We start from the raw sequence: 11,620 nt of genomic DNA, 5'->3' as shown, positions 1-11,620 counted from the left end.
TGCATGTGCCCCTCGATGTCAAGCCTGATGCCTGGTGCCGGCTGCCGGTTTCGAACTGGCCACCTGATGATTACAAATCAACTGCTCTACCAAATGAGCTAAGCCGGCGTGATCTGAACAACAGCGAAATTATACGCTATTTGATACGCGTCAGGGTGGGGCGGCCGCCCTTCTTGGGTCCGTCGCCACCGTCATCCGGGCCATTGTCGTCGGGCTTCGCCGGCACCGGCGTGGGCGCGGAAGACGGCGACGGTACCGACGACAGCGCCGGTGCGGGCGGCTCGGCCGCGGGTGCGGGCGCCGTGGCGGACTGGCCGAGCACGGGCTCGAACGCCATGCCCTGGCCGTTCTCGTTGGCGTAGATCGCCATCACATTATTTACGGGGATGAAGATCTCGCGCGACACGCCGCCGAAGCGGGCGTGGAAGCGGATGCTGTCGTTGTCCATCTTCAGGCCCGACGTGGCGCCGTAGCTGATGTTCAGCACGATTTCACCCTTCTTCACGTACTCCATCGGCACCGTGGTCGCGGAATCGACCTTCACCGCCAGGTAAGGCGTGTAGCCGCTGTCCGTGCACCATTCATAGATGGCGCGCAGCATGTAGGGCTTGGTTGAGATTTCTGCCATGACTATTCTTGGAAAGCCGGTGCCGCGCCGACTGGCCGGCACCGGTATTGCATGAGCTTGCGGGACCGACAGCGGCCTGGCCGCGACGATGCCGCGAATCCGCCTGTTACCGGCGCATCACTTTCTCGGACGGCGTCAGCGCTTCGATATAGGCCGGGCGCGAGAAGATGCGTTCGGCATACTTCATCAGCGGCGCGGCCGTCTTCGACAGTTCGATGCCGTAGTGATCCAGGCGCCACAGCAGCGGGGCCACGGCCACGTCGAGCATCGAGAACTCGTCGCCCAGCATGTACTTGTTCTTCAGGAACAGCGGTGCCAGCGTGGTCAGGCGGTCGCGAATTTCAGCGCGGGCCTTGTCGTGGCTCTTGTCGTTCGTCTTGTTGCGCTCGCTTTCCAGCGTGTGCACGTGGACGAACAGTTCCTTCTCGAAGTTGAACAGCATCAGGCGGGCACGCGCGCGCATCAGCGGGTCGGCCGGCATCAGCTGCGGGTGCGGGAAGCGCTCGTCGATATACTCGTTGATGATGTTCGATTCATACAGGATCAACTCACGTTCGACGAGGATCGGTACCTGGCCATAGGGGTTCATCGTCGAGATGTCTTCCGGCTTGTTGAACAGGTCGACGTCGCGCACTTCGAAATCCATGCCTTTTTCAAACAGGACCAGGCGGCAGCGCTGGGAAAATGGGCAGGTGGTGCCCGAGTAGAGAACCATCATGTTGGTAGTTCCTTAAGAAAACAAAGGGGGCGAGACCGCGAACGGTTCACCCCAGTTGGCCGCGCGGCATGGTGGGCGCGCGGAGCAAAAACGAGACCTTACCAAAATCGGCAAGCAGAAATCAAATTTTTATTTGACTTCTTTCCAATACGCGGCATTTAACCGCCAGGCCAGGAAGGCAAAGACCGACAGGAACAGCAGCACGGCCACGCCCAGCCGCTTGCGCGTTTGCGCGGCCGGTTCCGCCATCCATTCCATGTAACCGACCAGGTCGGCCACGGCGGTGTCGAACTCGAGCTGGCTCATGGTGCCGGGCGTGAGTTGCTGGAAGCCGGCGAACTTGTGGATGGTCTTGGCGGGATCGTGCGGATCCTTTTCATCCACCCATTTCGCGACCTGGACTCCCTGCAGTTGCCACAGCACGTGCGGCATCGCCACGTTCGGGATCACCAGGTTATTGAAACCGGTCGGCCGGGTATCGTCCTTGTAGAAGGTGCGCAGGTAGGTGTACAGGTAGTCGCCGCCGGACCCTGCCGGGCCGGATTTCGCCCGCGAAATCACGGAAAGATCGGGCGGCACCACGCCGAACCACGCCTTGGCATCCTTCGCAGGCATGGCGGTGGTCATCAATTCGCCCACTTTTTCGCCGGTAAACAGCAGGTTGTTGCGGATCTGGTCTTCCGACAGGCCGATATCGCGCAGCCGGTTGTACCGCATCGACGACGCGTTGTGGCAGTTCAGGCAGTAATTGACGAACAGCTTGGCGCCGTTCTGCAGTGCCGCCATGTTCGTCGATCGGTCCGGCGCCCGGTCCAGCGGATGGCCACCCTCGGCCCCGATGGCCAGGGCCGGCAGCAGCGTCGCCAGCGAGAATAACGACGAGGCGAGAAACTTCTTGGTGAAATTCATCATTCGTGTCCTTTGCCAATGGCCGGTTCAATGTGCATGGAAGACGACGCGATCGGGGACCTTCTTGAAGGTGCCCATCGTGCTCCACCATGGCATCAGCAGGAAGAACGCGAAGTAATACAGCGTGGCGACCTGCGACACGATCGTGCCGATGACCGACGGTGCCTGCGTGCCCAGGTAACCCAGCGCCACGAAGGCGACGGCCAGCAGCGCAAACAGGTATTTATGCCAGGTCGGGCGGTAGCGCATCGACTTCACCGGCGAGTGGTCCAGCCACGGCAGGAACGCCAGGATCATGACGGAGCCGCCGAAGAACACGACACCCCAGAATTTCGCGTCCAGCACTTGCGGCAGCATGCCGATGATCGCCACGATGGCGATCACGGCGATGACCACCTTGGTGCGGAACGCCAGGCGCGACTTGAGCCACAGGAAGCACACATAGGCCGCCACCGCTGCCATCAGTACCCACATGAAGTCGGCGGTGGTGGCACGCAGCACCGAATAGAACGGCGTGAAGTACCAGGTCGGCGCGATGTGCAGCGGCGTCTTCAGCGGGTCGCCCGGCAGGAAGTTGTTGTACTCGAGGAAGTAGCCGCCCATTTCCGGCGCGAAGAACACCACGGCCGAGAAGATCAGCAGGAACACCGACACGCCGAACAGGTCATGCACGGTGTAGTACGGGTGCGAAGGGATCGAATCGACCGGGTGGCCGTCCGGCCCCAGGTTTTCCTTCACTTCGATGCCGTCCGGGTTCGACGAGCCGACTTCGTGGAGTGCGATCAGGTGCGCCGCCACCAGGCCCAGCAGCACCAGCGGAATGGCGATCACGTGGAAGGCGAAGAAGCGGTTCAGCGTGGCGTCGGACACCACGTAGTCGCCGCGGATCCACAGCGACAGGTCCGGGCCGATCAGCGGAATCGCGCCGAACAGGTTGACGATCACCTGCGCGCCCCAGTACGACATCTGGCCCCACGGCAGCAGGTAGCCGAAGAAGGCCTCGGCCATCAGGCACAGGAAGATCGCAAAGCCGAACAGCCAGATCAGCTCGCGCGGCTTGCGGTACGAACCGTACAGCAGGGCGCGCGTCATGTGCAGGTACACGACGATGAAGAATGCCGAGGCGCCGGTGGAGTGCATGTAGCGCACCAGCCAGCCCCACGGTACCTCGCGCATGATGTATTCGACCGAGTTGAATGCCAGGTTCGCATCGGGCTTGTAGTGCATCGTCAGGAAGATGCCCGTCACGATCTGCAGTACCAGCACGAACATCGCCAGGGAACCGAAGATGTACCAGTAGTTGAAACTCTTCGGCGCGTAGTAGCGGCCCCACTGGTCGTTCCACAGCTTGGTCAGGGGGAAGCGGTCGTCGATCCAGCCCAGCGCCTTCTGTGCCGCCGGCGCATCGGCCGGCAGCTTGGTTTCCTTGAACGCGCCCATGTTATGCCTCGCCTTTCTCGTCTTTGCCGATCAGGATGCGGGTATCGCTCAGGTACATGTGGCGCGGCACCACCAGGTTGTCCGGCGCCGGCTTGTTCTTGAACACGCGGCCGGCCAGGTCGAAGGTGGAGCCGTGGCAGGGGCAGATGAAGCCGCCCGCCCAGTCGTCGGGCAGCGAGGGTTGCGGGCCAGGGGTGAACTTGGTGGACGGCGAGCAGCCCAGGTGGGTGCAGATGCCGATGGCAACGAGGTATTCGGCCTTGCGCGCGCGCGCCTCGTTGATGCAATAGGAAGGAGTGAATTCGTCGGGATTGCGCTCCGAGCCGGGGTCGGCGACCTGGCCATCGGTCTTCTTCAGCGAAGCGAGCATTTCAGGGGTGCGCCGCAGGATCCATACCGGCTTGCCGCGCCATTCGACGGTGACCATTTCACCGGGGGCCAGGGAAGAGATATCGACTTCGACCGGCGCGCCCGCGGCCTTGGCTCGCTCGGAAGGTTGAAACGTGCTGACCAAGGCGCCCGCGGTGCCGACGCCGATTACGCCACCCGCAGCACAGGTGGCCACTAACAGACCTCGCCGGCTGGGATCGACCTGCTTCTCAATGCTCATACAAACCCCAATCTTATGAAAATTCGAATATTTGTAAAGCGACAACAGACCTATAGCAACACAAAATTATAAGTGAACATAAACACTCATCAAAGCGAAAAGGTTGCAATAGTAAAAATGGTGCCCATGTTGCGGCGCACCGTAAACGCCGCTCCAGTATGCTTGGGCAGGGTATTGAAAAGACAGTATGATCCAGGGATAAACGACTACCACCAGAGGAGGATCGCCATGGGCATGATGCAGGAATTCAAACAGTTTGCGATGCGGGGTAACGTGATCGACCTGGCGGTGGGCGTGATCATCGGCGCCGCGTTCAGCAAGATCGTCGATTCCCTCGTGCAGGACATCATCATGCCGCCCATCGGCAAGCTGATCGGCGGGCTGGATTTCGCCAATTACTATGTCGCGCTGAACAACCAGGACCCGAGCCTGCCGCTGGCCGAGGCCAAGAAGCTGGGCGCGGTCCTCGCCTACGGGAATTTCCTCACCATCCTGTTAAACTTCCTCATCCTGGCGTTCGTGATCTTCCAGATGGTGCGGCTGGTGCATAAGGCCCGCCAGCGGCTGGAGGAACCCAGCAAGCCGTCCGAGCCGGCACCACCGGCGGAAGATGTGCTGCTGCTGCGGGAAATCCGCGACGCCCTGAAAAAATAACCGAGCGGCTGCGAGCCGCCATCCTGTAGGAACGCCATGCAACGACTGTGGTTATTGTTTGCGCAAGCGGTGACCATCGTGCTGGCACTGTATTTCGTTTATTCCGCGATGCGGCCGGACTGGCCCATCGCGCGTTCGGGCACGGTGCAACAGCTGGGCACAGCGGCCCAGCCGGCTTCGGCCACCATCGCCGCGCCGGCCCCCACGCCGAACTCCTTCCGCACCGCCGCCGGCCGCGCCATGCCGGCCGTCGTCAACATCCTCACCTCGAAGGCGATGCCGGACAAGCACCCGCTGCTGCGCGACCCGTACTTCAAGCGCTTCTTCGGCGACCGCGGCAACGACAACGAGGAAGAAGAGGATGATCCGAACAGCCTGGGCTCCGGCGTGATCGTCAGCCCGGACGGCTACATCCTGACCAATTACCACGTGGTGGAAGCGGCGGACGAGATCGAAGTGGTGCTGGCGGATGGCCGCAAGTCGTCCGCGAAGCTGGTGGGCACGGATCCCGAAACCGACCTGGCCGTCATCAAGATCGAGCTGAAGCAGCTGCCGGCGATCATCCTCGGCAACGTGGATGGCGCCAAGGTGGGCGACGTGGTGCTGGCGATCGGCAATCCGTTCGGCGTGGGCCAGACCGTGACGATGGGGATCATCTCGGCGCTCGGCCGCAACAACCTGCACATCAACCATTTCGAGAACTTCATCCAGACCGATGCGGCGATCAATTTCGGCAACTCGGGGGGCGCGCTGATCGACACCAACGGCAACCTGCTCGGCATCAATTCGGCGATCTATTCGCAAACGGGCGGCTCGGTGGGCATCGGCTTCGCGATCCCCGTCAGCACGGCCAAAACGGTGATGGAATCGATCATCAAGAGCGGCCACGTGGTGCGCGGCTGGATCGGCGTCGAATCGCAGGAGATCACGCCGGAGCTGGCGGAAAGCTTTGGTTTGCAGCGCGAAAGCGGGGCGATCATCGCCGGCGTGGTGCGCAATGGCCCGGCCGACAAGGCCGGCATGAAACCGGGCGACATCCTGCTCTCCGTCGACGGCAAGCCGGTGCGCGACACCAACGAGATGCTGAACCTGATTGCCCAGCTGCAGCCGGGCGGCAAGGCCACCATGCGCGTGTTGCGCAAGAATCGCGAGTCGGACCTTGCCATTACCGTGGGCAAGCGCCCCGTCCCCAAGCAATAAGCCGAGAAATAAGCCGAGAAACAAGCCGAGAAACAAGCCAAGACACCCGCGAAAGATAAAGAGAACCCGATGCATTTGCGTGACCTGAACGGCTACCTGCAAGAGCTGGCCGAGAACAACAACCGCCCGTGGTTCGTGATGAACAAGCCGCGCTACGACATCCTCCGCGAAGAGTTCCTCGAACTCGTGACGCAGGTGATCGCCGAAACGGGCAAATTCGACCGCGAGGTCAAGTTCTGCAATCCGAAGAAGGCGATCTTCCGCATCAACCGCGACGTGCGTTTCGCCCACGACAAGAGCCCGTACAAGACCAACTTCTCGGCCGCGCTGGCCCCCAGCGACTTGCGCCGCCCGAGCCAGTCCGGCGGGCCCACCTATTATTTCCAGCTGAACGGCCTCGGCCAGTTGCAGTTCGGTGCCGGCGAATACATGCCGCCGCCGCACCGGCTGCGCGCGCTGCGCCGGCATATGGTGGAAGACGCGGCGGGCTTTCGCAAGGCGCTCGCCAGCCGTGGCCTGAAGGCCACCTACGGCACGATCCAGAACGAAGGCAAGCTGCAGCGCCCGCCGAAAGGCTTCGACCCCGCGCATGAGCACATCGAGTTCATCAAGCTGAAAAGCTTTTTCGTGTGGACCGACGTGGACCTGGACCTGAACGATCCGGATGCGCTGGTGCCGATGATCGCCGGCGGTTTCAGGGATGCCCTGCCGCTGGTGCAGTGGATGCGGGCCGCCAGGGTGGATGAAGAGGACGGTGCGGCCGCCTGACAGCCCTGGCGGCGGACGACGTTTTTTCGGTCAATGTTGCCGGAAACTGGAGCCCGTGAACGTCGCTACTGGCTGCGCAGCCATTCTTCCAGGAACTCGACGCATACCCGCAGCCGCGCCGACGTCGACAGGCGCGACGGATAGATCGCCCACACATCCGCGGGCTGCTGGTAGTCCGGCAGCACGCGCACCAGTTCGCCCCGCGCCAGCGACGGACCCACGTCCCACAGCGAGCGCAGGATGATGCCGTGGCCATCCAGCGCCCAGCCATGCACCACTTCGCCGTTGCTGGCCGAGAGCGGCCCTCTCACCTTCACCGTTTCCGTCCCGCGCGGCCCCTGCAGGGTCCAGCGCCCGAACTCCTCGTTGCGCTCGCGGATCACGATGCAGCGGTGCGATGCCAGGCCGGCCAATGCGGCCGGCGTACCGTACCCGGCCAGGTAGGCGGGCGCGGCGCACAGGACCCGGGCATTGTGGGCGATGCGGCGCGAGATCAGGTGCGGTTCGTGGGCCTGGCCGACGCGGATGTCGAGGTGAAAATCTTCGCCGATCAGGTCGACCGGGCGGTCCAGCAGCTCCAGCTGGATTTCCAGTGCCGGGTAGCGTTTCGCCAGTGCGGACAGGGCTGGCGACACGCGATTGCGCCCGAAGCCCGAGCTGGTGCAGATACGCAGCAGGCCGGCAGGCGCGGCCTGCTCCGTGGCGACCGCATCGCCCATCTGTTCCACATCGTCCAGGATGCGCAGCGCCCAGCCGTGGACCACCTGCCCCTGCTCGGTCAGCGCCACGGTACGGGTGGTGCGATGCAGCAGGCGCACCCCGAGCGACGCCTCCAGCACGCCGATTCGCTTGCTGACCAGGGCATTGGAAACGCCCAGCACGCGGGCCGTGGCGGCGAAACTCTTCAGCCGGACCACGGTGCAGAACAGGTGCAAGTCATCCAGCGCCGGAAGATTCTTCACGATTCGTGAACAGTGGAGTAACGAAAATGCCGATTATATCCAATCCGTACATACTCTATGCTGGGAGATATTCAACCAGGGGGATTACATGAAAACTCAACGCATCGCCGTCATTGCCGGCGACGGGATCGGCAAGGAAGTCATGCCGGAGGGCTTGCGCACGCTGCAGGCAGCGGCGCGGCGCTTCAACCTGCCGCTGGAATTCACCACGTTCGAGTGGGCCAACTGCGACTATTACCGGCAGCACGGCAAGATGATGCCGGACGACTGGTTCGCCCGGCTGAAGGATTTCGACGCCATTTATTTCGGCGCGGTCGGCTGGCCGGACACGGTGCCGGACCACGTTTCGCTGTGGGGCTCGCTGATCCAGTTCCGCCGGCAGTTCGACCAGTACGTGAACCTGCGCCCGGTGCGGCTGATGCCGGGTGTTCCATGCCCGCTGGCCAACAAGCAGCCGGGGGACATCGATTTCTATGTGGTGCGCGAAAATACCGAAGGCGAATACTCGGCCGTCGGCGGGCGCCTGTTCGAGGGCACCGAACGCGAGACCGTGCTGCAGGAAGCCGTGTTCACCCGCAAAGGCGTGGACCGGATACTGAAGTACGCATTCGAACTGGCGCAGTCGCGCCCGAAGAAGCACCTGACTTCGGCCACCAAGTCGAACGGCATCTCGATCAGCATGCCGTACTGGGACGAGCGCGTGAAAGCCATGGCACCCTCGTATGCCGATGTGACATGGGACCAGTACCACATCGACATCCTGTGCGCCCGCTTCGTGCTGAGCCCGGAGCGCTTCGATGTGGTGGTGGCCTCCAACCTGTTCGGCGACATCCTGTCCGACCTGGGGCCCGCCTGCACCGGCACGATCGGCATCGCGCCATCGGCCAACCTGAACCCCGAGCGCACGCTGCCATCGCTGTTCGAACCGGTGCATGGCTCGGCACCGGATATCTACGGCAGGAACATCGCCAACCCGGTGGCGATGATCTGGAGCGGCGCGATGATGCTGGACTTCCTCGGCAACGGCGCCGCGCCGTACCAGGCGGCGCACGACGCCATCATGGCCGCCATCGAACAGGTGCTGCGCGACGGGCCGCATACGCCGGACATGCGCGGCCAGGCTTCCACCACGCAGGTGGGGGAAGCCATCGCTGCGCTGATCTGATCCGCGCCCGCATCCGATCCACGCCTGATCCACGTGCGCACCTGATCCACGTGCGCACCTGATCCACATGCGCACCTGATCCACCATGGCCGGCCGCCTGGCCGGCTCATCGGCACACTTCCTCCGGCGCGCGCACGCCCCGCCACCCATGCAGTTCATCGCGCGAAAAGCGCCGTTCGTCGCATCCGCGTGGTGGACGAACCGCGGGCTCCCTATAGTTCAATCACCGCAGCACACAATACCAACGCAGCACTGACTGAACACCTCAAAGGAGCGCATCATGAACATCGCCAAACACATGGAAACCATCTTCCTCGCCACCGTCGTCATCGTCGGCGCGACCGGCATTGCAAGCGCCGCCGCCGCCCGCATCGGCCACGCCGCACCCGAGCCGAAAGTGTATGCCGTGGCGGTCGAAGGCGCGCCGATGGCGGTCGTGAAGGTCAGCGCGAAACGCCTGAGCGCCGCGGAAAAAGCCGCCCTGTAAGCGCCTTTCCCAGCCGAGCGAACGGAGACCCTGATGAACAAGTTTATCAACGCAACGATGATGGCCGTGGCCCTGTACGCCAATGCGGGCGGCATCGCCCAGGCGGCCGACATCATCAGCGAGTCCCGCGCCGTCGACGCGCGCACCGTGAAGGTGGTACTCGATGGCGTGATCGACCTGAAGCTCAAGCAGGGCCCGCAAGCGGCGCTGGTGATTTCGGGTGAGCGCCGCTACCTGCCGAAGGTGATGGTCACGCAGCGCGGCGACACGCTGCGCATCGGCACGGACCTGAAAGGCATGCATTTCGGCCGTCCGGAGCTGCGCGCCGAACTGACGCTGCCCAACCTTTCCGAGCTGGTATCGGCCGGTGTCGGTTCCGCCGACGTGCATGGTTTCTCCGGCGAGCGGCTGCGCGTGGCGCTCGATGGCGCGGGCGCCGTGCGCATGCAGGCGCACTACCGCAACCTGGACGCCAACCTGAACGGGGCCGGGAGCATGACCGTCAATACGGGGCTGGCGGAAAGCGTGGCGCTGAACCTGCGCGGCGCCGGCCAGATGGTGGTCAGCGGCGAAAGCCGCAAGCTGCATGCGCGCCTCGGCGGCGTCGGCAACCTCGATGCGCAAGGCTTGAAAACGGACAGCGTCGACGTCGACATGACGGGCCTGGGTGGCGCGACGGTCTTTGCCAGGACTTCCGCCAGCCTGCGCCTGACCGGCCTGGGTTCGGCCACCGTGTATGGCCGGCCCGCGACCCGCAACGCCAGCGCAAGTGGCCTGGGCCATGTGAACTGGAACTGAGTCCGGCATTGGCACCGCGATTGGCACCAGGATCACCAAGCGGGCACTGAGCTGGCCCTGAGCTGGCACTGAGCTCGCCCTGAGCCGGTAACCGGGCCGCCAGCGCGACGACCCTACCGGTTTCGCATCAGGGTGCCTGCAGGGCGCCCTGTGCGGTGCCCCTTCCTGCGGCCACGGACACGCCACGCTGATCCCATCCCAGCACGATGCGCACGTCGGCTCCGCCGGCGGCGACGCCGCGGTGCGCCAGTTCGCGCGGCGCAGGCAGGCCGAGACGATGAGCCAGCGCACGCGCCGCCACGCCAGTCCCGGAATCGCCACGGTACTCGATGCGCGTCGAGACCACCGCGTAGGGCTTCTCGTTCGTCAGCCGTACCGATTGCCACTCCGGCCCCGCCAGCCGGTGCTTCCAGGCGGCCGCCATGCCGCGCGCGCCATTGCCGTTGCTGATTTCAAGCCGGACACCTGCGTGGTCGCCGTGGCCGCCGAGGTCATCCTCGCGCTTGCCTTTCGCGAGGCGCGGTGGCGCCGGCTGCGTCGCGGCCGCCACCTGGTGCACTTCGATCACGGCGCCGGCCTGGCGCAGTTCCGTGCGGGCGAAACTTTCCGGCCACGGGTCCGGTACCGGTGCCGCGGGCGCCGCCGCCTGGGGCGGGCGCGCACCGGTCAGTTCGTAGTCGTAGCGGATATCATGCAAGCGCAGCGTGCGCGCCTGTTTCCGCATCTGCAGCGCGCGGTCCTGCTGCCCCAGCGCCTCGAGCACGCTGGCCAGGTGCTCCCATGCACGCGGGTGGTAAGGGTCCAGCAGGCAGGCTTTCTTCAGCAGCGTTACCGCCTCGCCATGGTTACCGCGCAGGTGCAGCGCATAGCCCAGGTTCCCGAGCAGGAAAGCCTGCCCGGCCGGCGGCAGGGCCGTGGCTTCCTCGACCAGCGTGCGCCACAGCGCAATCGCCGCGCCGAGGTTGCCGCGCTCGGCCAGCAGCACGGCCAGGCCATTGCGGGTATCGGCATGGCGCGGATCGAGCCGCAATGCCGCGTCCCACGCACGCTGCGCGGCGTCGAAGCGGCGCGCGGCATGCTCGGCACGGCCGATCGCGTAGTATCCATCCGCCCCCACGGCCGGTACCGGCACGGCGTGCCGCGTCGGTTCCGGGATGATCTGCCGCTGGCCGCAGGCCAGCAGCAGCGCCCCGGCGCAGGCGGCAGCCGCCATCCGGCCGGCGCGCGGGATTTGAGACAGTAGCCTGGTATTTACCTTGGTGCCATTCATATCGCCTCCAT

General features: G+C 64.2%; 13 protein-coding genes and 1 tRNA gene. 6 read left to right on the top strand and 8 right to left on the bottom strand.

What is annotated here, in order from left to right; genetic code table 11:
• Nucleotides 1-32: 32 nt before the first annotated feature.
• The 6 genes from OU994_RS03050 to petA form a co-directional block, all read right to left on the bottom strand.
• Nucleotides 33-108: transfer RNA gene (locus tag OU994_RS03050), tRNA-Thr, on the bottom strand.
• A 28-nt stretch (nucleotides 109-136) separates the two neighbouring features.
• Complete coding sequence (locus OU994_RS03045) at nucleotides 137-628, bottom strand: ClpXP protease specificity-enhancing factor (protein ID WP_131148210.1); 492 nt, start codon at nucleotides 626-628, stop codon at nucleotides 137-139.
• Nucleotides 629-734: 106 nt separating this feature from the next.
• Nucleotides 735-1,346 (bottom strand): glutathione S-transferase N-terminal domain-containing protein, encoded by a 612-nt coding sequence (locus tag OU994_RS03040; protein ID WP_090436157.1) that lies wholly within the window; start codon nucleotides 1,344-1,346, stop codon nucleotides 735-737.
• Nucleotides 1,347-1,475: 129 nt separating this feature from the next.
• Nucleotides 1,476-2,255: a cytochrome c1 gene (locus OU994_RS03035; protein ID WP_281611568.1), complete on the bottom strand. Its 780-nt coding sequence runs from the start codon at nucleotides 2,253-2,255 to the stop codon at nucleotides 1,476-1,478.
• Between the two features lie 27 nt (nucleotides 2,256-2,282).
• Nucleotides 2,283-3,695 (bottom strand): cytochrome bc complex cytochrome b subunit, encoded by a 1,413-nt coding sequence (locus tag OU994_RS03030; RefSeq protein ID WP_281609587.1) that lies wholly within the window; start codon nucleotides 3,693-3,695, stop codon nucleotides 2,283-2,285.
• A 1-nt stretch (nucleotide 3,696) separates the two neighbouring features.
• Entirely contained in the window at nucleotides 3,697-4,305 is a 609-nt protein-coding gene (gene petA, locus OU994_RS03025; RefSeq protein WP_281609586.1) for a ubiquinol-cytochrome c reductase iron-sulfur subunit, read from the bottom strand.
• Nucleotides 4,306-4,533: 228 nt separating this feature from the next.
• Here petA and mscL point away from each other — a divergent pair, with 228 nt between their 5' ends.
• The 3 genes from mscL to OU994_RS03010 all read left to right on the top strand — a co-directional run bounded on the left by mscL (nucleotide 4,534) and on the right by OU994_RS03010 (nucleotide 6,927).
• Nucleotides 4,534-4,959: a large conductance mechanosensitive channel protein MscL gene (gene mscL / locus OU994_RS03020; protein ID WP_131148213.1), complete on the top strand. Its 426-nt coding sequence runs from the start codon at nucleotides 4,534-4,536 to the stop codon at nucleotides 4,957-4,959.
• Between the two features lie 36 nt (nucleotides 4,960-4,995).
• Complete coding sequence (locus tag OU994_RS03015; RefSeq protein ID WP_281609585.1) at nucleotides 4,996-6,159, top strand: Do family serine endopeptidase; 1,164 nt, start codon at nucleotides 4,996-4,998, stop codon at nucleotides 6,157-6,159.
• A 69-nt stretch (nucleotides 6,160-6,228) separates the two neighbouring features.
• A complete protein-coding gene (locus tag OU994_RS03010) occupies nucleotides 6,229-6,927 on the top strand; it encodes a DUF2461 domain-containing protein (RefSeq protein ID WP_281609584.1) in 699 nt (232 codons plus the stop codon).
• Nucleotides 6,928-6,992: 65 nt separating this feature from the next.
• Here OU994_RS03010 and OU994_RS03005 read toward each other — a convergent pair whose 3' ends face one another.
• On the bottom strand, nucleotides 6,993-7,889 hold the full coding sequence (locus OU994_RS03005) for a LysR family transcriptional regulator (RefSeq protein ID WP_281609583.1): 897 nt from the start codon (nucleotides 7,887-7,889) through the stop codon (nucleotides 6,993-6,995).
• A gap of 88 nt (nucleotides 7,890-7,977) precedes the next feature.
• On the opposite strand from OU994_RS03005, the gene OU994_RS03000 reads away from it, so the two are divergent.
• From OU994_RS03000 to OU994_RS02990, 3 genes are all read left to right on the top strand, one after another.
• Nucleotides 7,978-9,054, top strand: a complete 1,077-nt coding sequence (locus tag OU994_RS03000; RefSeq protein ID WP_281609582.1) for a tartrate dehydrogenase — start codon at nucleotides 7,978-7,980, stop codon at nucleotides 9,052-9,054.
• Between the two features lie 280 nt (nucleotides 9,055-9,334).
• Nucleotides 9,335-9,541 carry a hypothetical protein gene (locus OU994_RS02995; RefSeq protein ID WP_131148218.1) on the top strand — a complete coding sequence of 69 codons (207 nt, stop codon included), beginning with the start codon at nucleotides 9,335-9,337 and terminating at the stop codon, nucleotides 9,539-9,541.
• Between the two features lie 33 nt (nucleotides 9,542-9,574).
• Nucleotides 9,575-10,339, top strand: a complete 765-nt coding sequence (locus tag OU994_RS02990) for a GIN domain-containing protein (protein ID WP_281609581.1) — start codon at nucleotides 9,575-9,577, stop codon at nucleotides 10,337-10,339.
• Nucleotides 10,340-10,466: 127 nt separating this feature from the next.
• Here the strand turns inward: OU994_RS02990 and OU994_RS02985 are convergent, their stop codons facing one another.
• Complete coding sequence (locus tag OU994_RS02985) at nucleotides 10,467-11,609, bottom strand: LytR C-terminal domain-containing protein (protein ID WP_281609580.1); 1,143 nt, start codon at nucleotides 11,607-11,609, stop codon at nucleotides 10,467-10,469.
• Nucleotides 11,610-11,620: the final 11 nt, after the last annotated feature.

Source organism: Pseudoduganella sp. SL102 (assembly GCF_027856995.1).
GTDB lineage: Bacteria > Pseudomonadota > Gammaproteobacteria > Burkholderiales > Burkholderiaceae_D > Rugamonas > Rugamonas albidiflava.
Note: the sequence above shows the minus strand (reverse complement) of the source record. Positions and strands in the feature narration are given on the sequence as shown.